The sequence below is a fragment of the Candidatus Dormiibacterota bacterium genome (genome assembly GCA_036495095.1).
Classification (GTDB): Bacteria; Chloroflexota; Dormibacteria; order Aeolococcales; family Aeolococcaceae; genus CF-96.
In genome coordinates this window covers 1-22,422 of sequence record DASXNK010000164.1, presented here as the reverse complement: position 1 = coordinate 22,422, position 22,422 = coordinate 1, and the positions used below count along the sequence as shown (strand labels likewise).

General features: G+C 75.2%; 19 protein-coding genes. 14 read left to right on the top strand and 5 right to left on the bottom strand.

The window, feature by feature from the left end:
• Positions 1 to 28 precede the first annotated feature (28 nt).
• The 4 genes from VGL20_16810 to VGL20_16795 all read left to right on the top strand — a co-directional run bounded on the left by VGL20_16810 (position 29) and on the right by VGL20_16795 (position 6,883).
• Positions 29 to 1,627: a carboxyl transferase domain-containing protein gene (locus tag VGL20_16810; GenBank protein HEY2705345.1), complete on the top strand. Its 1,599-nt coding sequence runs from the start codon at positions 29 to 31 to the stop codon at positions 1,625 to 1,627.
• A gap of 62 nt (positions 1,628 to 1,689) precedes the next feature.
• Positions 1,690 to 3,612, top strand: coding sequence for a biotin carboxylase N-terminal domain-containing protein (locus VGL20_16805; protein HEY2705344.1), 1,923 nt, complete (start codon positions 1,690 to 1,692; stop codon positions 3,610 to 3,612).
• The gene (locus VGL20_16800; GenBank protein HEY2705343.1) at positions 3,609 to 5,384 is read left to right on the top strand and encodes an acyclic terpene utilization AtuA family protein; all 1,776 of its coding nucleotides are present in this window, start codon (positions 3,609 to 3,611) and stop codon (positions 5,382 to 5,384) included. The genes VGL20_16805 and VGL20_16800 overlap by 4 nt, the downstream gene beginning before the upstream one ends.
• Positions 5,385 to 5,467: 83 nt before the next feature.
• On the top strand, positions 5,468 to 6,883 hold the full coding sequence (locus VGL20_16795) for an FAD-dependent oxidoreductase (GenBank protein ID HEY2705342.1): 1,416 nt from the start codon (positions 5,468 to 5,470) through the stop codon (positions 6,881 to 6,883).
• Here the strand turns inward: VGL20_16795 and VGL20_16790 are convergent.
• Together VGL20_16790 and VGL20_16785 are read right to left on the bottom strand one after the other, a co-directional pair.
• Complete coding sequence (locus tag VGL20_16790; GenBank protein HEY2705341.1) at positions 6,867 to 7,709, bottom strand: serine protease; 843 nt, start codon at positions 7,707 to 7,709, stop codon at positions 6,867 to 6,869. The two genes, VGL20_16795 and VGL20_16790, sit on opposite strands and share 17 nt — an antisense overlap.
• 106 nt (positions 7,710 to 7,815) lie before the next feature.
• The gene (locus VGL20_16785) at positions 7,816 to 8,988 is read right to left on the bottom strand and encodes a 4-hydroxybenzoate 3-monooxygenase (GenBank protein HEY2705340.1); all 1,173 of its coding nucleotides are present in this window, start codon (positions 8,986 to 8,988) and stop codon (positions 7,816 to 7,818) included.
• A gap of 136 nt (positions 8,989 to 9,124) precedes the next feature.
• On the opposite strand from VGL20_16785, the gene pcaH reads away from it, so the two are divergent.
• The 5 genes from pcaH (at position 9,125) to VGL20_16760 (ending at position 13,395) form a co-directional block, all read left to right on the top strand.
• Entirely contained in the window at positions 9,125 to 9,826 is a 702-nt protein-coding gene (gene pcaH, locus VGL20_16780) for a protocatechuate 3,4-dioxygenase subunit beta (GenBank protein HEY2705339.1), read from the top strand.
• Positions 9,823 to 10,332: a protocatechuate 3,4-dioxygenase subunit alpha gene (locus VGL20_16775; GenBank protein HEY2705338.1), complete on the top strand. Its 510-nt coding sequence runs from the start codon at positions 9,823 to 9,825 to the stop codon at positions 10,330 to 10,332. Before pcaH ends, VGL20_16775 begins: the two co-directional genes overlap by 4 nt.
• Complete coding sequence (gene pcaB, locus VGL20_16770; protein HEY2705337.1) at positions 10,307 to 11,680, top strand: 3-carboxy-cis,cis-muconate cycloisomerase; 1,374 nt, start codon at positions 10,307 to 10,309, stop codon at positions 11,678 to 11,680. Before VGL20_16775 ends, pcaB begins: the two co-directional genes overlap by 26 nt.
• A gap of 96 nt (positions 11,681 to 11,776) precedes the next feature.
• A complete protein-coding gene (gene pcaC, locus VGL20_16765; GenBank protein HEY2705336.1) occupies positions 11,777 to 12,148 on the top strand; it encodes a 4-carboxymuconolactone decarboxylase in 372 nt (123 codons plus the stop codon).
• A complete protein-coding gene (locus VGL20_16760) occupies positions 12,145 to 13,395 on the top strand; it encodes a cytochrome P450 (protein ID HEY2705335.1) in 1,251 nt (416 codons plus the stop codon). The genes pcaC and VGL20_16760 overlap by 4 nt, the downstream gene beginning before the upstream one ends.
• Positions 13,396 to 13,415: 20 nt before the next feature.
• Here the strand turns inward: VGL20_16760 and VGL20_16755 are convergent, their stop codons facing one another.
• The 3 genes from VGL20_16755 to VGL20_16745 form a co-directional block, all read right to left on the bottom strand.
• Positions 13,416 to 13,625: a hypothetical protein gene (locus VGL20_16755; GenBank protein HEY2705334.1), complete on the bottom strand. Its 210-nt coding sequence runs from the start codon at positions 13,623 to 13,625 to the stop codon at positions 13,416 to 13,418.
• A gap of 96 nt (positions 13,626 to 13,721) precedes the next feature.
• Complete coding sequence (locus VGL20_16750; GenBank protein HEY2705333.1) at positions 13,722 to 14,834, bottom strand: carboxylate-amine ligase; 1,113 nt, start codon at positions 14,832 to 14,834, stop codon at positions 13,722 to 13,724.
• Positions 14,831 to 16,360: an MFS transporter gene (locus tag VGL20_16745; protein ID HEY2705332.1), complete on the bottom strand. Its 1,530-nt coding sequence runs from the start codon at positions 16,358 to 16,360 to the stop codon at positions 14,831 to 14,833. Before VGL20_16745 ends, VGL20_16750 begins: the two co-directional genes overlap by 4 nt.
• A gap of 150 nt (positions 16,361 to 16,510) precedes the next feature.
• Between VGL20_16745 and VGL20_16740 the strand changes: the two genes are divergently transcribed.
• From VGL20_16740 to VGL20_16720, 5 genes are all read left to right on the top strand, one after another.
• The gene (locus VGL20_16740; GenBank protein HEY2705331.1) at positions 16,511 to 18,178 is read left to right on the top strand and encodes a DHA2 family efflux MFS transporter permease subunit; all 1,668 of its coding nucleotides are present in this window, start codon (positions 16,511 to 16,513) and stop codon (positions 18,176 to 18,178) included.
• A gap of 210 nt (positions 18,179 to 18,388) precedes the next feature.
• On the top strand, positions 18,389 to 19,201 hold the full coding sequence (locus VGL20_16735; protein ID HEY2705330.1) for a GntR family transcriptional regulator: 813 nt from the start codon (positions 18,389 to 18,391) through the stop codon (positions 19,199 to 19,201).
• Between the two features lie 22 nt (positions 19,202 to 19,223).
• The gene (locus VGL20_16730) at positions 19,224 to 20,693 is read left to right on the top strand and encodes an OB-fold domain-containing protein (protein ID HEY2705329.1); all 1,470 of its coding nucleotides are present in this window, start codon (positions 19,224 to 19,226) and stop codon (positions 20,691 to 20,693) included.
• An 11-nt stretch (positions 20,694 to 20,704) separates the two neighbouring features.
• Positions 20,705 to 21,910, top strand: a complete 1,206-nt coding sequence (locus tag VGL20_16725; GenBank protein HEY2705328.1) for an acetyl-CoA acetyltransferase — start codon at positions 20,705 to 20,707, stop codon at positions 21,908 to 21,910.
• A gap of 230 nt (positions 21,911 to 22,140) precedes the next feature.
• Positions 22,141 to 22,422, top strand: a 282-nt coding sequence (locus VGL20_16720; GenBank protein ID HEY2705327.1) for a hypothetical protein, incomplete at its 3' end; no start/stop codon positions are given.

Below are 22,422 nucleotides of genomic sequence, written 5' to 3'. Positions count from 1 at the left end.
ACTCCGCACCGGCGGCTACCATGTTCCCGTGGCCGTCCTCGGCTCCACGGTGGACACCGGGAGCGACACCTACCGCGCCAACCGCGCCGCGCTGCTCGCCGCGCTCGCCGCCCACGAGGAGCAGCTCGCCCTCGCCCGCGCCGGCGGTGGCGAGCGCTACGTGGAGCGCCACCGCGGCCGCGGCCGGCTGCTCGCCCGTGAGCGGGTCGAGCTGCTCGTCGACCGCGACGCGCCCTTTCTCGAGCTCTCGCCGCTGGCCGCCTGGGGCACCGAGTTCCACGTCGGCGCCGCCATCGTCACCGGCATCGGCGTGGTCTCCGGGGTCGAGTGCGTGATCACCGCCAACGACCCCACCGTGCGCGGCGGGGCGATGAACCCGCATACCCTGCGCAAGCAGCTCCGCGCCCTCGAGATCGCCCGGCTCAACCGGCTGCCGCTGATCTGGCTGGTGGAGTCGGGAGGCGCCGACCTGCCCACCCAGGCCGACCTCTTCGTCCCCGCGGGACGCACCTTCCACGACCTCACGGCGCTGTCCGCGGCGGGCATCCCCACGATCGCGCTGGTGTTCGGGAACTCCACCGCCGGCGGGGCGTACGTGCCCGGGATGTGCGACCACGCGGTGCTCGTCGACCGCCAGGCGAAGGTGTTCCTCGGCGGCCCTCCGCTGGTGAGGATGGCGACCGGCGAGGAGTCGGACGACGAGTCGCTGGGCGGCGCGGAGATGCACTCGCGGGTGTCGGGGGTCTCCGACTACTTCGCCGTCGACGAGCGCGACTGCATCCGCCTGGGCCGGCAGATCGTCGCCGACCTCGGCTGGCGCAAGCTCGGCCCCGGTCCGACCGAGCCCGCCGACGACCCGCTGCACGACCCCGAGGAGCTGCTCGGCATCGCCTCCGCCGACCTCCGCGTTCCCTTCGACCCGCACGAGGTGCTCGCCCGGGTCGTCGACGGCTCGCGCTTCGACGAGTACAAGGCGCTGTACGGCACCAGCCTGGTCACCGGCTGGGCCTCGATCCACGGCCATCCCGTCGGCGTGCTCGCCAACGCGCGCGGGGTGCTGTTCATGGAGGAGGCGCGGAAGGCGACGGAGTTCATCCTCCTCGCCAACCAGATCGACCGCCCCCTGGTGTTCCTGCAGAACACCACCGGCTACATGGTGGGCGCCCATTACGAGCAGTCGGGGATGATCAAGGACGGCGCGAAGATGATCAACGCCGTGACCAACAGCACCGTGCCCCACGTCACCGTGAACATCGGCGCCTCGTACGGCGCCGGCAACTACGGGATGTGCGGGCGCGCATACGACCCGCGCCTGCTCTTCGCCTGGCCCAACTCCAAGCTCGCGGTGATGGGTCCGCAGCAGCTCGCCGGGGTGCTCTCGATCGTCGCCCGCCAGGCCGCGGAGGCCGGCGGGAAGGCCTACGACGAGGCCGCCGACGCGGCCCGCACCCGCGCCGTCGAGGAGCAGATCGAGCGCGAGTCACACCCCTTCTTCATCACCTCGAAGCTCTACGACGACGGCATCGTCGATCCCCGCCAGACCCGCACCGTGCTCGGCATCGCGCTCAGCGCGGCCCACTCCGACCAGGTCCGCGGACGGCGCGGCTTCGGCGTGTTCCGGATGTGAGCGCAGCGCGTCCCATCGGCAGGCTGCTGGTCGCCAACCGCGGCGAGATCGCGGTGCGGGTGATGCGCACCGCGCATGCCATGGGCATGCACACGGTGGCGGTGTTCTCCGACCCCGACGCCGGCGCTGCGCACGTCGCCCTCGCCGGCGAGGCGGTGCGCCTGCCCGGCGCCGCGCCCGCGGACACCTACCTGCGTGCGGACCTGATCGTCGACGCCGCCCGCCGCACCGGGGCGACCGCGGTGCATCCCGGCTACGGCTTCCTCTCCGAGAACGCGGGCTTCGCCCGCGCCTGCGAGGAGGCGGGGCTGGTCTTCGTGGGCCCGCCCCCCGCCGCGATCGAGGCGATGGGCTCGAAGCTCGCCGCCAAGGAGCTGATGGCACGCGCCGGGGTGCCGGTGCTGCGCAGCGAGGCGGTCGACGGCGGCGGGTCCGCGGCGCTGCTGGCCGCGGCGGAGCGGATCGGCTTCCCGGTGCTGGTGAAGGCGGCGTTCGGCGGCGGCGGACGGGGGATGCGGGTGGTCCGCGAGCCCGCCGGGCTCGACGCCGCCGTCGACGGGGCACGCCGCGAGGCGGCGGCGGCCTTCGGCGACGGCACCGTGTTCCTGGAGCGCTGGGTGGAGGCGCCGCGCCACGTCGAGGTGCAGATCTTCGCCGACTCCCACGGCAACGCCGTCCACCTCTTCGAGCGCGAGTGCTCGATCCAGCGCCGCCACCAGAAGATCGTCGAGGAGTCGCCGTCCACCGCCGTCGACCCGGCGCTGCGCGAGCGCATCGGCGCCGCCGCGGTCGCCGCCGCGCGCGCCATCGGCTACACCGGCGCTGGCACCGTCGAGTTCCTGCTCGACGCCGGCGGCGGCTTCCACTTCCTCGAGGTCAACACCCGCCTCCAGGTCGAGCACCCGGTCACCGAGATGGTCACCGGCCTCGACCTGGTGCGCCTCCAGCTGCTCGTCGCCCAGGGTGCGCCGCTGCCCGCCGAGGTGCTCGAGGCGCGGATGAGCGGGCACGCCGTCGAGGCGCGGCTCTACGCCGAGGACGTGCTCGCCGGCTTCCTGCCCGCCAGCGGCGTCCTCCACCGCCTCCGCATCCCCGAGCCGGAGGGGGTGCGCGTCGACAGCGGCTACGGCGACGGCTCGGCGGTGAGCGTCCACTACGACTCGATGATCGCCAAGGTGATCGCGTGGGCGCCCACCCGCCTGGAGGCGGCGCAGCGGCTCGCCGCCGCGCTCGCCGGCGCGGAGGTGCACGGCGTCACCACCAACCGCGACCTGCTGGTCGCCATCCTCCGCGAGCCCGACTTCCTCGCCGGGCGCACCGACACCGGCTATCTCGACCGCCACGACCCGGCGGTGCTCGGGGCCCCGCCCGGCGACCCGGCGACGCTGCGCCTCCACGCGGTGGCGGCGGCGCTCGCCGCGCAGGCCGCCCGGCGCGCCGCCGCGCCGGTGCTGCGGTCGGTGCCCTCGGGCTGGCGGAACAACCCCAGCGCGCTGCAGCAGGTCGACTACGACTGCGGCGAGCGGCGGATCAGCGTCGGCTACGCGGCCGGCGATCCGCCGGTGGTGTGCGTCGACGGCGAGCCGCTCTCCGGGGTGCGCCTCCACGCGGCCGGGGCCGAGGCCGTGGACCTCGAGATCGAGGGGGTGCGCCGCCGGGTGCGGGTGCACGCCGCCGGTGGCGCCGTCCACGTCGACAGCCCGCTGGGGTCGTCGCTGCTCCGCGAGGTCGAGCGCCTCCCCGAGCCGGGGGCGGCGGTGCAGACCGGCTCGCTGCGCGCCCCCATGCCCGGCTGCGTGGTCCGCGTCCTCGTCGAACCCGGCGACACCGTGACCGCCGGCCAGCCCCTGCTCGTCCTGGAGGCGATGAAGATGGAGCACACCGTGCAGGCTCCCCACGCCGGCACCGTCGTGGAGGTGCACGTCGCCGCCGGCACCCAGGTGGAGTCCGGGGCGGTGCTCGCGGTGGTGGACGCGGACGCATGACCGAGCCCCGCCGCCCGGTGCGCATCGCCAACTGCTCGGGCTTCTACGGCGACCGCCTCGCCGCCGCCCGGGAGATGGTCGAGGGCGGCCCCATCGACGTGCTCTGCGGCGACTACCTCGCCGAGCTGACCATGCTCATCCTCTGGAAGGCGCGGGAGCGCACCGGCGCCGGCTATGCGACCACCTTCCTGCGGCAGATGGAGGAGGTGCTCGGCACCTGCCTCGACCGCGGTATCCGGGTGGTGAGCAACGCCGGCGGCCTCGACCCCGCCGGGCTGGCGGCGGCGCTGCGCGACCTCGCCGCCAGGCTCGGCCTGCACCCGCGGATCGCCCACGTCGAGGGCGACGACCTGCTCCCCCGGCTCGGCGAGCTGCGCGACGCCGGGGTGCGGCTCGACCACCTCGAGACCGGCCGCCCGCTCGGCGAGGAGCTGCAGCCGGTGAGCGCCAACGCCTACCTGGGCGCCTGGGGGATCGTCGAGGGCCTGCGCGCCGGCGCCGACGTGGTGGTCTGCCCGCGGGTCACCGACGCCTCGCTCGCCGTCGGTCCCGCCGCCTGGTGGCACGGCTGGCAGCGCACCGACTGGGACGCGCTCGCCGGCGCCGTGGTCGCCGGCCACATCATCGAGTGCGGACCGCAGTGCACCGGCGGCAACTATGCGTTCCTCGATGAGATCACCGACCGCCGCTATCCCGGCTTCCCCATCGCCGAGGTGGCCGCGGACGGCGGCTCGGTCATCACCAAGCACCCGGGGACGGGCGGCCTGGTCTCGGTGGGCACGGTGACCGCGCAGCTGCTCTACGAGATCGGGGCGCCGGCGTACGCCAACCCCGACGTGGTCGCCCGCTTCGACAGCGTGCGGCTCACCCAGGACGGCCCCGACCGGGTGCGCGTCGACGGGGTGCGCGGCGAGCCGGCGCCGCCGGACCTCAAGGTGTGCCTCAACTATCTCGGCGGCTACCGCAACACCATGACGATGGTGCTCACCGGCCTCGACATCGAGGCGAAGGCGCGCCACGCGGAGGAGCTGCTCTTCGGCATCCTCGGCGGCCGCGAGCGCTTCGCCGAGACCGACGTGCGGCTGCTGCGCACCGACCGGCCCGACGCCGAGAGCAACGAGGCCGGCACCGCGCTGCTGCGGGTCACCGTGAAGGACCCCGACCCGCGCGCCGTCGGCCGCGCCTTCTCGAACGCCACCATGGAGCTGGCGCTGGCGAGCTACGCGGGCTTCTTCCCGACCTCGCCGCCGACCTCCGAGACCGCCTACGGGGTGTACTGGCCGGCGCTGGTGCCCGCCGGAGCGGTGGTGCACACCGTGGTGCTGCCCGACGGCGGCCGCGTCGAGGTGCCCCACACCGAGGTGACCCCCGGCGCCGCCGCGCCGGTGCGGCTCGAGCCGGGGCCGGTGCCGTCGCCGCCGCCCGCCGGCCCGCTGCTGCGCGTCCCCCTGGGGCGGCTCTTCGGGGCGCGCTCCGGCGACAAGGGCGGCAACGCCAACCTCGGGGTCTGGGCGCGCGGCGACGCTGCCTGGGCATGGCTCCGCGAGCACCTCACCACCGACCGGCTGCGCGCGCTGCTCCCCGAGGCGGCGGCGCTCGAGGTGCGCCGGTACGAGCTGCCCCGGGTGCGCGCGCTGAACTTCGTCATCGTCGGTCTGCTCGGCGAGGGGGTGGCGTCGTCGACCCGCTTCGACCCCCAGGCGAAGGGGCTCGGGGAGTGGCTGCGCTCGCGCACCGTGGAGCTCCCGGAGGAGCTGCTGACAGGCGCATGACCCCGGCGCCGTCCCCCGGGACGAACGCACCAGGGTCGCCGGAGCCGCCGCAGCCGGGCCTCGCCTGTGGCGACAATGGGCGTATGGCCACCTCCAACGGCATCCCACAGACACCCCTGCGGGTCGCCGTGGTCGGCTCCGGGCCGGCCGGGTTCTACGCCGCCGAGCACCTGCTGACCGACAGGGCGCACAGCATCCGCGTCGACGTGTTCGAGCGGCTGGCCACCCCCTGGGGGCTGGTGCGCAGCGGCGTGGCCCCCGACCACCCCAAGCTGAAGTCGGTGAGCCGCATCTACGAGCGCACCGCGACCCAGCCCGGGTTCCGCATGTTCGCAAACGTCGAGCTCGGCAGCGACCTCACCCACCAGGACCTCGCCGAGCACTACCACGCGGTGGTCTACGCGGTCGGGGCGCAGACAGACCGGCGCAGCGGCATCCCCGGCGAGGACCTGCCCGGCAGCTGGGCGGCGACCGACTTCGTCGGCTGGTACAACGGCCATCCCGACTACCGCGACCTCGAGTTCGACCTCTCCTGCGAGCGGGCCGTGGTGGTGGGCAACGGCAACGTCGCCATGGACGTGGCCCGGATGCTCTGCCTCACCCACGACGAGCTCGCCGTCACCGACGTCGGCGACCACGCCCTCGACGTGCTCACCGGCCACCGAATCACCGAGATCGTGGTGCTCGGCCGCCGCGGACCCGAGCAGGCGGCCTTCACCACCCCGGAGCTGCGCGAGCTCGGCGAGCTCTCGGACGCGGACGTGATCGTCGACCCCGCCGAGCTCGAGATCGATCCGGAGTGCCGCGAGCAGGCGCCGAGCAGCACCGCGGTCCGCAACCTCGACGTGCTCCGCGAGTACGCCGGGCGCACCCCCCAGGGACGGCGCCGGAGGATCGTGCTCCGCTTCCTCACCTCGCCGGTCGAGATCCACGGCGTCGACCGGGTCGAGTCGGTGACCGTGGTGCGCAACCAGCTGGTGCGCACCGCCGAGGGCACCCTGCGCGCCCGCGCCACCGACCGGACCGAGACCGTCGAGGCCGGGCTGGTGATGCGCGCCATCGGCTACACCGGCGTGCCCCTGCCCGGGGTGCCCTTCGACACCGGCCGCGGGGTCATCCCCAACCACTGCGGACGGGTGCTCGCGGAGGGCGAGGCGGTCCCCGGCGTCTACGTGACCGGGTGGATCAAGCGCGGGCCCAGCGGGGTCATCGGCACCAACAAGAAGTGCGCCCAGGAGACCGTCGACTCGCTGCTCGAGGACGCCGACGCCGGCCTGCTCCCGGTGCCCCGCAGCGACGACGCCGAGGAGTTCGAGGCGCGGCTCCGCGCCCGCAAGCCGCAGCTTCTGACCTACGCCGGATGGGAGGCGATCGACCGTCACGAGCGCGCCCTCGGCGCGGCCCAGGGACGCCCGCGGGTGAAGCTGACCCGGCTCGAGCACCTCCTCGACGTGGCCGCGGGCGCCGGCGAGGACTCCTCGCCTACCCGTGCCCGGTGAAGGGCTCGGTCCCCAGCGCGAGCTGGATGCGGCGCAGCCCGGAGTGCAGGCGGACGTAGTCGAGCTCGCGGGCGAGGTCACCGATGCCGTTGCTGCCCGGCACCGGGCTGATCTCGATGCTGGCGAGGGCACCGATCGCGGCGCCGTGGGGGTCGAGGAAGGGGCTGCCCGAGTCACCGAGGCTGCCCGGCGGGGCGGTGACCACGTCGTGGCTCCAGCCGTGGGCGACGTCGCCGACGCTCCGGCCCTGCCGGGGCCCGAGCAGGGCCAGTCCCAGCCCCAGCTCCGAGCCGCCGTAGCCGAAGACGGCGTCGGCCACCCGGATCCCCGGGGCGAGGCCTGTCGGGCCGCCCCACACCGGCACCGAGGGGTTCACCAGCGCAACGTCGCGGGGGTCGACGGCGACCAGGGCCAGGTCGTTGAAGGTGCAGAGGTCGGGGTTGGCCTCGTGGAGCAGGCGCATCGCGATCCACGCGCTGTAGGCGAGGGTGCCGCGGTGCCGGGCGCCGGCGATGTCGACCGGCGTGCCCAGCGGCAGCGAGTCGGTGGTGCAGCCGTCGCCCTCGGCGCCCCGCGGAGTGCCGACGCTGAGGCAGTGCGCGGCCTCGGCGAGGTAGACGCGGCCGGCCTCGGTGAGGACGAACCCGGCGGTGCACTGGGCACCGACGTTGATCAGCTGGACCCCGGGGTGGACCGACGCCGACCCGGCCGGCGCCCATGCCACCGTCTCCGCCGAGGCGCCGCCGTCCACGCCCAGCGCGAGCGCGGCGAGCAGCAGCCCGGCCGCGATGAGGCGCGAACGGCCGCGGCGGAATGGCGATGGCACCGACTCCCTCCCTGCGCGGCCCTCCGATCACGGCGGCGCCAGCGTCCCTGCATCGTGGGGCATCGCGGACCGGGGCGCAAGCCGGAGGCGGCGGCGGCGGCGGCGGCTACCCCGGGTCGTACCCGACGTAGTTCTCGGCGAGGCTGACAGCGGCGGGCCGTGAGCTCACCGTGTAGCGCAGCTGGGAGAGCTGGAGTCGCGCCTGGTAGGCGTCGTCGCCGGGGATGCGGTGGAGCATCGCGGTCATCCACCAGGAGAAGTGCTGGGCGCGCCACACCCGGCGCAGGCAGGTCTCCGAGTAGGCGTCGAGCAGCGCCGTGCTCCCGTCCCTGCACAGCCGGGTGAGCCCCCGGGCGAGCACCCGGACGTCGGCGATCGCCAGGTTCATGCCCTTGGCACCGGTGGGCGGGACGATGTGGGCGGCGTCGCCGGCGAGGAAGAGCCGGCCGTGCTGCATCGGCTCGACCACGAAGCTGCGCAGCGGCGCGATCCCCCGCTCCAGCAGCGGCCCCTCCCGCAGGGTCCAGCCCGGCGACGCCAACCGCTGCTGGAGCTCGGCCCAGATGCGGTCGTCGGGCCAGTCCTCCAGGGTGTCCTCGCCGTCGACCTGGAGGTAGAGGCGGCTGACCCGCGGCGAGCGCATGCTGTGGAGGGCGAAGCCGCGCTCGTGGCGGCTGTAGATCACCTCCTCGGTGGAGGGGGCGACGGCGGCGAGCACCCCGAGCCATCCCAGGCCGTGGTCGCGGGAGTACTCGGTGAGCACCCCCGGGGGGATGGCGGCGCGGCACACCCCGTGGAAGCCGTCGCACCCGGCGACGGCGTCGCAGCGCAGCTCGTGGCTGGAGCCGCCGTGACGGTAGGTGACCGCCGGCCGCTCGCCGTCCAGGCCCGTGAGGCGGACGTCCTCGACCTCGAAGAGGAGCGGGCCGCCGCCGGCGAGGCGGGCGGCGATCAGGTCCTTCACCACCTCCTGCTGGCCGTAGACGCTGATCGTGCGTCCCCCGGTGAGGGCGTGGAGGTCGATGCGGTGGCGCACCCCCTCGAAGCGGAGCTCGATGCCGCGGTGGACCAGGCGCTCGCGGAGCAGCCGCTCGCCCACCCCGGTGCCGACGAGCAGGTCGACGGTGCCCTGCTCGAGCACCCCGGCGCGCACCCGCCGCTCGACGTGCTCGCGGCTGCGCGCCTCGAGGACGACGCTCTCGATCCCCTCGAGGTGGAGCAGGTGGGCCAGGGTCAGCCCGGCCGGCCCCGCCCCGACGATCGCCACCTGGGTGCGCATCCCGCGCTACTCGCTCGCCATCGCGAGCAGGCGGGTGACCGTCCTCCAGTTGCGCGCCGTCACCGTCACCACCATGTGTGGCCGCCCACGTTGATGCCGCTGAGCAGCGCGACCTGCCGTGTCATGACGCGCGGGCATGGTAGCGTCGAGCACCGTGCCCGAAGGCTACCGCCGCAGTCGCGGCGTCCATCCCCCGGCCGGCTTCCCAGCCTACGCGTCGACGCGGCTGCGCGCGCCCGCCCGTCCCCCGGTGCCGCTGCCGTTCGGCGTCACCGAGGTCACCGGCCCGAGGCCCGCTCCCGGCCGTGTGGTCGCGGCCGACGCCGACCTCACCCGCGGCCACGCCGGCGAGCCGGTCGGCGAGCGGATCGTCGTCGCCGGGCGGGTGCTCGACGAGTCCGGCCGGCCGGTCGCCGGCACCCTGGTGGAGATCTGGCAGGCCAACGCTGCCGGCCGCTACGCCCACGAGGTCGACCGCCACCGCGCCCCGCTCGACCCCAACTTCCGGGGGGCGGGGCGCTGCGTCACCGGGCCCGGCGGCGAGTACCGCTTCGTCACCGTCAAGCCCGGCGCCTACCCGTGGGGAAACCACGCCAACGCCTGGCGGCCGGCGCACATCCACTTCTCGGTGCTCGGCGACGCCTTCGCCCAGCGGCTGGTGACCCAGATGTACTTCCCCGGCGACCCGCTGCTCGGCCACGACCCGATCGTCGCCTCGATCCCCGACCCGGCGGCGCGGAGCCGGCTGGTGGCCACCTGGTCGGAGTCGCTGACCGAGCCCGAGTGGGCGCTCGGCTACGCCTGGGACATCGTCCTCCGCGGCCGGGAGACGGCGTGAGCCCGCCCGAGACGCCCTCGCAGACCGTCGGGCCCTTCTTCGCCATCGCCCTGCCCTGGGCGGGCGGCGCCGAGGTGGTGGCGCCGGGGACGCCGGGGGCGGTGTGGATCCGCGGCCGGGTGCTCGACGGCGCCGGCGAGCCGGTCGCCGACGCCCTGGTCGAGACCTGGCAGGTCGGCCCCGGCGGCGGCTTCGGGCAGTGCGCCACCGGCGCCGGCGGCGAGTTCGGCATCCTCACCGTGAAGCCGGGCCCGCTCCCCGCACCGGGCGGCGGGGTGGAGGCGCCGCACCTCGACGTCTCGGTGTTCGCCCGCGGTCTGCTGGCGCGGCTGGTCACCCGCATCTACTTCCCCGACGAGGCCGAGGCCAACGCCGCCGACCCGGTGCTCCGCGGCATCGCCGACACCGCCGCCCGGGCCACCCTGGTGGCGGTCGCCGAGGCGGGAGGGCTGCGCTTCGACATCCGCCTCCAGGGGAGCGATGAGACCGTCTTCTTCGAGCTCTGAGGGGAGCGGCGGGGCGGCCGGGGGGCTGACCGGGCCGCTGTTCGGGTCGCCCGCGGTCGACGCCCACGTCGGCGACGGCGCCTGGGTGTGCGCCATGCTCGAGGTCGAGGCGGCCCTGGCCGCGGCCGGTGCCGGCGCCGGGGTGGTGCCCGCCGCCGCCGCCGCGGAGATCGCCGCCGCCTGCCGCGAGGTGCGCGTCGACGTCGACGAGCTCGGCCGCCGGGCGCTGGCCGCGGGAAACACGGTGGTGCCGCTGATCGCCGAGCTGGAGGCGCGGCTCTCCCCGGCGGCGCGGCCCCACCTGCACCGGGGGGCGACCAGCCAGGACGTGATCGACACCGCGCTCTCGCTGCTCGCCCGGCGCGCCCTCGGCCCCCTGCTCGACGACCTCGCCGCCGTCGCCGGCGCCTGCGCCCGGCTCGCCGCCGCGCACCGCGACACGCCGATGGCGGCGCGCACCCTCCTGCAGCAGGCCGCCCCCACCACCTTCGGGCTGCGCTGCGCGGGCTGGCTGGTGGCCGTGGACGAGGCCCGGAGCGGGCTCGCCCGGGTGCGCGAGCAGCGGCTCGCGGTGCAGCTCGGCGGTGCCGCCGGCACCCTGGCCGCGCTCGACGGCGCCGGGCTCGAGGTGGTGCGGCGGCTCGCCGCCGAGCTCGGGCTCGCCGAGCCGCTGCTGCCCTGGCACACCGACCGGGTACGGGTGGCCGAGCTGGCGGCGGCGCTGGGCACGGCGGCCGGGGTCCTCGGCAAGGTCTCCCTCGACGTGGTTCTGCTCGCCCAGAGCGAGGTGGGGGAGGTGAGCGAGGCCGAGGGTGGCTCGTCCGCCATGCCGCAGAAGCGCAACCCCGTCCACGCGGTGCTGGCCGGCGCCGCCGCCCGCCGCACCCCGGGCCTGGTCGCCACCCTGCTCGCCGCCATGCCCCAGGAGCACGAGCGCGCCGCCGGGGCCTGGCACGCGGAGTGGGACACCCTGCGCGAGCTGATCCGCCTCACCGGGGGAGCCGCCGCCCACGCCCGCGCCATGCTCGAGGCGCTCCGTGTCGACCCCGTGCGGATGCGCGAGAACCTCGACCGCAGCGGCGGGGTGCTGATGGCCGGGAGCGTCGCCGGGCGGCTCGCCGGGGCGCTCGGCCGCGACGCCGCCCACCGGCTGGTGCGCGACCGGGTGCGCGACGCACGGGAGCGCGGGGCGCCGCTCCGGGAGGTGCTGGTCAACGATCCCGTGGTGCGCGAGCATCTGTCGGTGGAGCAGGTCGACGCCGCCCTCGACCCGCGCGGCCACCTCGGGTCGGCGGGGGTGCTGGTCGACCGGGCGCTGCAGGCCCACCGGCCCGGGCGGCCGGCCTGAGGACCTGAGGAGTGGATGGCGTGACGGAGGAGCTCTCGGTGGCGGCAGCCGACGGGATTCGCACGGTGCGCAGCGCGCCAACGGAGGGGTGAGGACATGGAGGACAGCCGGGAGGCGGGGATGCGGGTGCGCCGCGAGGTGCTGGGCGACGCCCACGTCGACCGCGCGACCGCCGCGGCGGGCGAGCTGGGCGCCGACTTCCAGGACTGGATCACCGGCTGCGCCTGGGGCGAGGTCTGGTCCCGGCCGGGGCTCGACCGCCGCACCCGCAGCTGCATCACCGTGGCGATGCTCGCCGCCCTCGGCTGTGAGGACGAGCTCGCCCTCCACCTGGGGGCGGCGCGGGGCAATGGGGTGAGCTCCGCCGAGCTCGCCGAGGTGCTCCTGCAGGTGGCCGTCTACGCGGGGGCGCCGCGCGCCAACCGCGCCTTTGCGGTGGCCCGCGAGGCGCTGGGCGACGCCGGGTGATCGGCGAGGGGCCGGCCGGCTGCCCGGTGGAGGCCGGTTTCGACCCGCTGGCGCCGGAGTTCCTCGCCGAGCCGATGGCGACGCTCGCGGCGCTTCCCCCGGAGTGCCGGCCGCTGTTCTACGCACCGGAGCTCGGCCACGTGGTGGTCACCGGGCACGCCGAGATCGACTGGGTGCTGCGCCACCCCGAGCTCTTCTCGGCCGCCAACGTCCAGCTGCCGCTGGTGCCGATCGTCCCCGCGGCGAGGGAGATCCTCCAGGCCGGAGGGCACCGTCCCCAGCCCTCGATGGTCAGCCTCGACCCGCCCGCCCACGGGCGGCTGCGGCGGCCGGCGGCGCGCGCCTTCACCCCGCGGCGGGTCGCCGGCATGACCGGCACCATCCGACAAACGGCGGCGGAGCTGCTCGACGCCGTGGGCGCCGAGGACCGGGTCGAGCTGGTGGCGGCGCTGGCCCATCCCCTGCCCGCGAGCGTGATCTTCGCCCTCCTCGGTCTGCCCCGGGACGACTGGCCGCAGCTGAAGCGCTGGTGCGGGGCCCGCGCCGAGCTCACCTGGGGCCGCCCCCGACCCGAGGTGCAGATCGACATCGCCACCAACATGGCCGCCTACCGCGGGTACCTCGGCGCCCTCGTCGAGGCCCGGGCGGGGGAGCGCGCCGACGACCTCACCGGCGACCTCCTCGCCATCCACGCCGAGGACCCCGACCAGCTCACCCTCGCCGAGATCACCTCGATCCTCTTCTCGCTGACCTTCGCCGGGCACGAGACCACCACCGGGCTGATCGGCAACGCGGTGCGCCGGCTGCTGGAGCGGCCCGAGCGATGGGTCGCGGTGGCCGCCGACGCCGCGCTGGTCGAACCCGCGGTCGACGAGACCCTGCGCTACGACACCTCGGTGCCGGCGTGGCGCCGGGTGACCACGACCGCCACCACCGTCGCCGGCGTCGAGCTCGCCGAGGGCACCCCGCTGCTGCTCTGGATCGCCGCCAGCAACCGCGACCCCGCGGTCTTCGCGACGCCGGACAGCTTCGACCTCCACCGCGCCGACGGCCACCGTGCCCTCTCGTTCGGCAGGGGCGCCCACTTCTGCCTCGGCGCCGCCCTCGGCCGCCTGGAGGCGCGGATCGCCCTCGAGGAGCTGGTCCGCCGGCGGCCGGGGCTGCGCCTGGTGCCCGGCCGGGAGGTGCGCTTCGCCGCCAACATCTCGTTCCGCGGCCCCCTCGAGCTCTGGGTCGAGGGGGCCTGACGGCGGGCGTCGCGCCCGGGTCAGGTGCGGGCGCCCTGCTGCTGCCTCTCGGCGCCCTGGGCGGCACCGGAGCCGCCGCCGGGGACCTGTCCCCGCATCGCCTCGATGTTGGCGATGACCTGGTCGACCGGGATCTCGTGGTTCCGGGCCGCCTGGACCAGGTCCTCGAGCACGATGTCGCCCTCGATGTGCCGGGTGCCCGGCTCTCCGCATCCGCAGCTGACGCACATGGGGACCGCCTCCTGATGATATTCAGACTGTGGGATTCAATGATAGGCAACGTGACCTAATGGTTGTCCACCGGTGTGCATGGTCTCCTGCCCGGGTCAGCCCAGCCCCTGGGACACCTCGCCGCCCACCAGCTCGACCACGTCGTCCACCCGCCCCCGCCGCTGGAAGGCGGCGCGCTGGCGGGTGGCGCCGTTGCCGCGGCCGAGGGTCTGCCGCACCAGGCCCTCGACCTCCTCCCACTCGCCGCGCTCCTCGAGCCCGGGGCGGACGTGCTCGAGCAGGCGCTCGACGAGCAGGGCCGCGGGCAGCCTGCCGGCACGTTCGAGGTCGACGAGCTCGCCGTCCAGCCCGTCGCGCGCCGCCTGCCAGATCGCCGCCTCGAGCAGCTCGTGGCGAAGGTCGACCGGCGCCGCGCCGGCGGCGTGGTCACGCTCGGCGCGCATCGCCACCCCGCGGGTCAGGCCGGCGATCATCACCGTCTCGTCGACGGTGGGGCAGGCGTCGGCGACCCGGAACTCCAAAGTGGGATAGCGGGCGGAGGGGCGCATGTCCCAGTACAGCCGGGTGGCGTCCGGGATGGTGCCGGCGGCGGTCAGGGCGCCGACCAGGGCGTCGTACTCGGCCCGGTCGCGGAAGGCCAGCGGCGCCCCCGCGGTGGGCCAGCGCCGGAACAGGATGGTGCGGTAGCTGGCGAACCCGGTGTCGTCGCCCTCCCAGAACGGCGAGCTCGCCGAGAGCGCCAGCAGCGCCGGCAGCCAGGGACGGCTGCGGTTCATCACCCCGATCGTGGTCTCCTCGTCGCCGCAGGCGACGTGCACGTGGGTGCCGAAGATCAGGGTCTCCTTCGCCACCTGGCGCCCCTCGGACTCGAGGGCGCGGTAGCGCTGCTTGGGGGTCACCTCCTGCCCTCGCCACGACGACCGGGGATGGGTGCCCGAGGCGACCACGCGGAGGCCCAGCGGAGCGGCGGCGTCGAGCATCGCGCGGCGCATCCGCACCAGCTCGCGGCGCACCTCGACGAGGGTCTCGCACACCGGGGTGCCGGCCTCGACCTGGGAGCGCCACAGCTCCGGCTGGGCGGCGTCGCCGAGCTGCCGCCGCGCCTCCTCGAGCACCGCGCCGGCCTGCTCGGAGAGGTCGCCGGAGGCGGCGTCGACCACCTGGTACTCCTCCTCGACGCCGAGGGTGAAGCGGGCCTCGTCGGTCATCGGGACGGGGCCTCGGCGCCCCCGACCACCGCGGCCGGCCTCAGGCAGCCCACCGGGTGGTGGCAGGCGTGGTGCAGGCTGGGCGCCGGCGGCGCCGCCGACACGTCGGCGCCGCGGCGCACCGTGAGCAGCGCCACCACCCCGCCGGCGGCGCAGACCACGGCGGCGATCAGCATCGCCCGGCGGTAGGCGGCGGTGTACTCCGCGCTGCCCAGCGTGGTGGTGGCGAGGCCCGAGACCAGCGGCAGCACGGCCACGGCGAGCAGGCCGGCGATCCGGGCGACCGCGTTGTTCACCGCCGAGGCCACCCCGGCGTGGCGCTCCTCCACGGCGCCGAGCACCGCGGCGGTGAGCGGCGCCACGGTGAGGGAGAGGCCGAGGCCCAGCACCACCATCCCGGGGAGCACGTCCGGCAGGTACCGGGCGTCCCGGCCGATGCCGGCGAGGAGCACGAGGCCGAGGCCGGCCACCAGCGGCCCCGCCGTCATCGGCAGTCGCGGGCCGATCCGCTGGGCGAGGGCGCCGGTGCGCGAGGAGAGCAGCAGCATCAGCGCGGTGAGCGGCAGCAGCGCGGCGCCCGCGGTCACCGGCGACCAGCGCGCCGTCTCCTGGAGCTGGAGCACGATCAGGAAGATCGCGGCGCCGAGGCCCCCGTAGACCGCGAAGGTGGCGAGGTTGGCGCCGCTGAACTGGGGGTCGCGGAAGAGCGAGAGCGGCAGCATCGGCTGGCGCGCCCGCCGCTCGGTGGCGAGGAACCCGGCCAGGGCCACCACCCCGACCGCACCGGCGACGACCACCCCCACCCCGCCGCCCGATCCGGGCGCCTGGATGAGGGCGTAGACGAGGCCGCCAAGGCCGGCGACGGCGAGCACCGCGCCGGCCACGTCGGGTCGCCCCGACGCCTCCGCGTCGGCGCTCTCGGGGACGTGGCGCAGCGCCGCCCAGGCCGTGAACGCAGCCACCGGCACGTTGAGCACGAAGATCAGCCGCCAGGAGACCGCGGCGACCAGCCAGCCGCCCACCAGCGGGCCCAGCGCGGACGCCAGGCCCTGGGTGCCGGACCAGGCGCCGATGGCGCGGCCGCGGTCCTCGGGCCGGAGGCTGGCGGTGATGATCGCCAGGCTCTCGGGGGTGAGCAGCGCGCCGCCGGCACCCTGGAGCACCCGGGCCGCGACCAGCAGCCCGATCGACGGGGCCAGCGCGCACAGCAGCGAGGCGGCGGTGAACAGCGCCAGGCCGGCCACCAGCATCCGGCGACGGCCGTAGCGGTCGCCGAGCGAGCCGCCGAGGAGCAGCAGCGAGCCCAGCGCCAGGGTGTAGCCGTTGACCGTCCACTGCAACCCGGAGAACCCGGCGTGAAGGTCCCGGCCGATCGCCGGCAGGGCGACGTTCACCACGGTGGCGTCGAGCATGGCCACCGCCGAGGCGAGGATCGCAACCGCCAGCACCCACCGCCCCTGGGGGCTGTCGTAGGCGATCCCGGGGCGCGCCGACGGGGTGGCGGTGGACGGTGGTGCGGCGCTCATCGGCCGGGCCATGCTGCCACATGCGCACCCGCCGCCCTCCCCCGGAGGCCGGGAGCGCGCTACCGATCTCGGCTATGCTGATGCCTCGACCGGCAGGCGGAGCGCCGCTGGGTGGAGGGGCTGCGTGACCGGAAAGGGGGGTCGTCCGAGATGAGCCGCGGCGGCCGCGCGCGCGCCGAGGCCGGTGCCGGGCAGGGCGGCTGGGCGCTTCCCCTCACCGTCCTGGTGGTGGGCATGTTCATGTCCATCCTCGACACCGACATCGTCAACGTCGCGGTGCCGACGATGCAGCGCGACTTCGGCGCCACCACCGACCAGGTGCAGTGGGTGGCCACCATCTACACGCTGATGCTCGGCATCGTGGTGCCGGCGAGCGGCTGGCTCGGCGACCGCTACGGGCTCGACCGCATCTACAACATCGCCCTGGTCTCCTTCGCCGCCGGGTCGGCTCTCTGCGGTGTCGCCTGGAGCCTGAACAGCCTGCTCTTCTTCCGCGTCGTCCAGGCGATCGGCGGCGGGCTGATGCCGGCGGTGTCGATGGCGATGCTGTACAAGATCGTGCCCCCGCAGAAGCTCGGCGTCGCCATGGGCCTCTTCGGGCTCGGCGTGCTCTTCGCGCCCACCGTCGGCCCGACCGTGGGCGGCTACCTCGTCGAGTACGTCAACTGGCGGCTGATCTTCTACATCAACGTCCCCATCGGCGCGCTCGGCCTGATGGCGGCGCTGATGGTGCTGCCGCGCTTCCCCAGGACCGTGGGCCAGCGCTTCGACGTCGGTGGCTTCCTCGCCATCTCCACCGGCCTCTTCGCCCTTCTCCTCGCCCTCTCCAAGGGCGCCGACTGGGGGTGGAGCTCCTACCGCGTCCTCGGGCTGGCGGTGATCGGCGTCCTCAGCCTCGCCGTGTTCACGGTCATCGAGCTCTCCGTCGCCGAGCCGCTGCTCGACGTGCGCGTGTTCCGCTATCCCAACTTCACCAACTCGCTCCTCCTCATCTCGTTTCTCATGGCGGGTCTCTTCGGGCTCTACTTCTACATCCCCCTCTTCCTCCAGGAGGGCGAGGGTCTGGGGGCCCTCCAGGCGGGGCTGCTGCTGCTGCTGCCGGCGCTGCTCACCGGGCTGACCATGCCCTTCGCGGGGAAGGTCTACGACAAGGTGGGTGCGCGCTGGCCGGCGGCGGTCGGCTGCCTGGTGGTCGCGTACGGCACCTACCTGATGCGCAACGTCACCCCCGACACACCGCGGGGGACGCTGGTGCTCTGGATGTGCGTGCGCAACATCGGCATGGGCATCGCGTTCATGCCGATCATGGCCAGTTCCATGGCGGGGATGCCGAGCTCCGAGGTGAACCGGGCGAGCGCGGTCAGCAACATCGCGCAGCGGGTGTCCTCGGCCTTCGGGCTGGCGGTGATGACCTCGCTGCTCACCACCCAGATGGCCCAGCAGTACTCCAGCCGCGCCTCGCTCAGCCTCGCCGGGGGCGCCGCCGATCCCCACCTGAGCGGCGCCGGGATGATGGGCTGGCAGGGGGCGGTGCAGACCGCCGCCTTCGGTGGCGGGCTGGGCGACCTGTTCCTCGTCACCGCCGCCGGCACAGCCCTCTGCGCGCTGATGGCGCTGATGCTCCCCGGCACGCCGGTCGCCGGAGGCGGGATGATGATGATGGAGGGCGGTCCCGCGCCGCCGCCGGAGGCGGTCGAGCCGATCGCCGTCGCCGCGGACGCCGGCGTGCCCCCCACCCCGGTCGAGGCGGCCCCGCCTCGCCGCCGCCGCCCCCCGGTGGCCGCGGCGGTGGCCACCTCGGAGACCTCCGCCTCCTAGTTCACCCGGCGCTGGAGGACGGCCGAGCGGTCACGGCCGCCGGCGTCGAGGCGCGGGGTGAGCGTCGGGGGAGGAGAGGCCGGCCTCGCCGAGCGCAGTGTCACGGGCCGGACGATCTCAACGGAAACAGTATACTTCGCTCACTTCGTCGCCCCTGAGCCCGGCGCCCGACCGGGCTGGCGGAGCGATCTGCGAAGGAGCCTGCAGCAGGTGTCGAAGCAACGCCGTCCCGCCGCCGCGGCGCCGGCGATGGTGGCCGCGCTGGAGCGTCGCACCCCCGAGCGGGCGACGCTGCGGGTGCCCAAGACCGCCGAGCTGGTGGCTGCGCACATCCGCCGGCGGATCGTCCGCGGCGAGCTCCGCGAGGGCGACTCGCTCTCCAACGAGACCGCGTTGATGAGCCAGTTCGGGATCTCCCGGCCGACCCTTCGCGAGGCCTTCCGCATCCTCGAGTCGGAGGCCCTGATCAGCGTCCGCCGCGGGGTCCACGGGGGCGCCCGGGTCAATGCCCCCGACAGCGCCGTCGCCGCCCGCTACGTCTCGCTCATCCTCCAGTACGAGGCGGTCTCGCTCGCCGACGTCCACGAGGCGCGCACCGTGCTCGAGGCCCCCGCCGCCGCCCGGCTCGCCGCCCGGCCCGACCACGTCGCCCTCGCCCGCCGGCTCCGCGCCTACCTCGACGACAGCGGCGACCCCGACGACCTCGACGCCGCGGTCGCGATCCACGCCGGCTTCCAGCGGCTGGTGGTCGAGCTCGCCGGCAACCGCACCGTCAGCCTGCTCAGCTCGATGCTGGAGAGCCTCTACGCCGAGGCCGCCGGCCAGTACGTGCGCGAGCACGAGACCGCGCTGACCGAGCAGAAGCGCCGCCGGGCCGAGCGGGCCCACCAGCGGCTGGTGGAGATGGTCCACGCCGGCGACGCCGCCGGCGCCGAGCGGCTGTGGCGCCACCACCTCACCGAGATCGGCCGGGTGCTGGCCCGGGGGGCGGGCGGCGGCGCCGCCCTCGAGGTGCTCCGATGACCGGAGCCCGCAGGAGGGACCGATGGGTGGGCTGATCGCGTACGGCGCGTACATCCCGTACAACCGGCTGCAGCGCAGCCGCATCGCGGCGGTGCTGGGCTCCGGCGGCGGGCCGGGGACCCGGGCGGTGGCCTCGTACGACGAGGACACCACCTCGATGGGCACCGAGGCCGCCCGCGCCGCGCTGCACATGCTCGACGACCCCTCCTCGACCCCGCGGCAGCTGTACTTCGCCACCGCCGCGCCGGCGTACCTCGACAAGACCAACGCCGGCGCCATCCACGCCGCCCTGCGCCTGCCCGAGTCGGCGCTGGCGGTCGACATGGCCGGCGCGGTGCGCTCCGGCGTCGGCGCGCTGCTCGCCGCCGCCGACGCCCGCGTCCCCACCCTGGCGGTGCTCGCCGACGTGCGCACCGGGCTGCCCGGCGGCGGCGACGAGCGCGAGGGCGGCGACGGCGCCGCGGCCTTCGTGCTCGGCGGGGATGCTCCCGGCGCACCCGTGCTCGCGGAGATCGTCGGCCACCGGTCGACCACCGCGGAGTTCCTCGACCGCTGGCGGCTCCCCGGCGACCGAGCCTCGCGGGTGTGGGAGGAGCGCTTCGGCGAGCACGTCTACGCGCCGCTGGTGGCCTCCGCGCTCACCGCCGCCCTCGAGGATGCGGGGCTCACCCCCACGGACATCGACCATCTCGGCGTCGCCGGCGTGCACGGCCGCGCCGTCCGCGCCGTCGCCCGGGCCAGCGGGGTGCGCCGCGAGGCGGTCGCCGGCGACCTCACCGGCGCGATCGGCAACACCGGCACCGCCCACCCCGGCATCGTCCTCGCCGACCTCCTCGACCGCGCCGCGCCGGGCCAGACCCTGGCGCTGGTGGTGCTCGCCGACGGCGCCTCGGTGCTGCTGCTGCGGACCACCGCGGCGCTCGCCGCCCACCGCGCCCCCGACCCGGTGGCCGCCCAGGTCGCGGCGGGGAACGACGGCCTCGCCTACGCCACCTTCCTGACCTGGCGCGACCTGCTCGAGCGCGAGCCGCCGCGGCGCCCCGACCCCGAGCCGCCGGCGGCGCCGCCGGCGCGCCGCGGTGACGGGTGGAAGTTCGGCTTCGTCGCCTCGCGCTGCGATGCGTGCGGCACCCGTCACCTGCCACCGGCGCGGGTGTGCGTGCGCTGCCATGCGATCGACCGGATGGGCGGCGAGCCGCTCGCCGACGTCCGCGCCACCGTGGCCACCTTCACCGTCGACCGGCTCGCCCACACCCCCAGCCCCCCGCTGGTGGCGGCGGTCATCGACTTCGACGGTGGCGGCCGCTTCCGCTGCCAGCTCACCGACGTGGCCCCCGGCGAGGTGGCCATCGGCGACCGGGTGGAGATGACCTTCCGCAGGGTGGTCACCGCCGGGGGCATCCACAACTACTTCTGGAAGGCCCGCCCCGTGCGCTCGGGGGTTGTCGCCGCCAGTGGCAGGAACGGAAGCAACGGCGCCGCGCGCACCTGAGGGAGACGGCAATGGCTTCGAACGGTATTCGCGACCGGGTCGCCGTCATCGGCATGGGCTGCACCACCTTCGGCGAGCACTGGGGGCGCTCCACCGACGACCTGCTGATCGACGCCACGGGCGATGCGGTGACCTCGGCGGGCGTCGCCCTGGAGGACATCGACGCCTTCTGGCTCGGCACCATGGCCTCGGGGCTGAGCGGCCTCACCCTGAGCCGCCCGCTCAAGCTCGACTACCGTCCGGTGTCGCGGATGGAGAACATGTGCGCCACCGGCTCGGAGGCGTTCCGCAACGCCTGCTACGCGGTCGCCAGCGGCGCCTACGACATGGTGATGGCGGTCGGGGTCGAGAAGCTGAAGGACTCGGGGTTCTCCGGCCTCGCCATCCCCGCCCCGCCCAACGACGGCACCGGTGGGATCGGGGAGATCAGCGCGCCGGCGATGTTCAGCCTGCTCGCCCCCGCCTACGCGAAGAAGTACGGAGTGTCGACCGAGGCGCTCAAGGAGGTGATGACCCGCATCGCCTGGAAGAACCACGCCAACGGCGCCCGCAATCCCCGTGCCCAGTTCCGCAGGGAGGTGCCGAAGGAGACCATCCAGAACGCGCCCCTGATCGCCGGCCAGCTCGGGGTCTTCGACTGCTCGGGGGTGAGCGACGGCGGCGCCGCGGCGATCCTGGTGCGCGCCGAGGATGCCCACCGCTACACCGACCATCCCATGTACGTGAAGGGCCTGTCCTTCGTCGCCGGCCCGGCCGCCGGGATGCTCGACCCCGACTACGACTTCACCACCTTCCCCGAGGTGGTGGCCGCGGCGAGGGACGCCTACGCCCAGGCCGGGGTGCGCGACCCGCGCAGCGAGCTGGCCATGGCCGAGGTGCACGACTGCTTCACCCCGACCGAGCTGGTGCTCATGGAGGACCTCGGCTTCAGCGAGCGCGGCGCCGGCTGGGAGGACGTGCTCAGCGGCACCTTCGACCTCGGCGGCGAGCTGCCCGTCAACCCCGACGGCGGGCTGAAGGCCTTCGGCCATCCCATCGGCGCCAGCGGGCTGCGGATGCTCTTCGAGTGCTGGCTGCAGCTGCGCGGCGAGGCTCCCGAGGAGCGCACCATCCCCAGCGTCGCCGCGGGGCGGAAGCTGGCGCTCACCCACAACCTCGGCGGCGGCCCGGGGGAGTGCGTGAGCTTCGTCTCGGTGGTCGGGTCCGAGAGGAGCTAGTGGCGCCCGGCGTTCATTCGTGACCCAGGCGGAGGGATCGCCGAGGTAGAGGTCGCAGGCGCAGCGGTGCCACCGCCGGCCTCGCCGTACACACCGGAGAGGTGCTGGGTCCGGTCACGCCACGGCGACCGGCCGAGGTCGTCACCGCCTTCCCCGACCGCCTCCACGCCCATGTCCCCGGCGGCCAGCATGGTTGTGTATGGGAACGCATGTTCGCTATTCTAGTATGTATGGGTTCGCACACGGCAGCCGGCCTGACCGCGGCGATCGACGTCCTCGCCGCCGAGGACCTCGACGGCCTCGACGACGCCGCCCTCGGCGAGAGCATCGTGGCCCTCAGCTGCGACCTCGACCGCATCCAGGCCGAGCGTGGCCGCCGGCTGGCGCGGTTCGCACGCCGGCACGGGCACCTCGCCGAGGGTGCGGCCTCGATCGTCTCCTGGGCACGGCAGCGCTGCCGGATGTCCGGCGGTGCCGCCGCCGCGATGGTGACCACCGCGCGGCACCTCGAG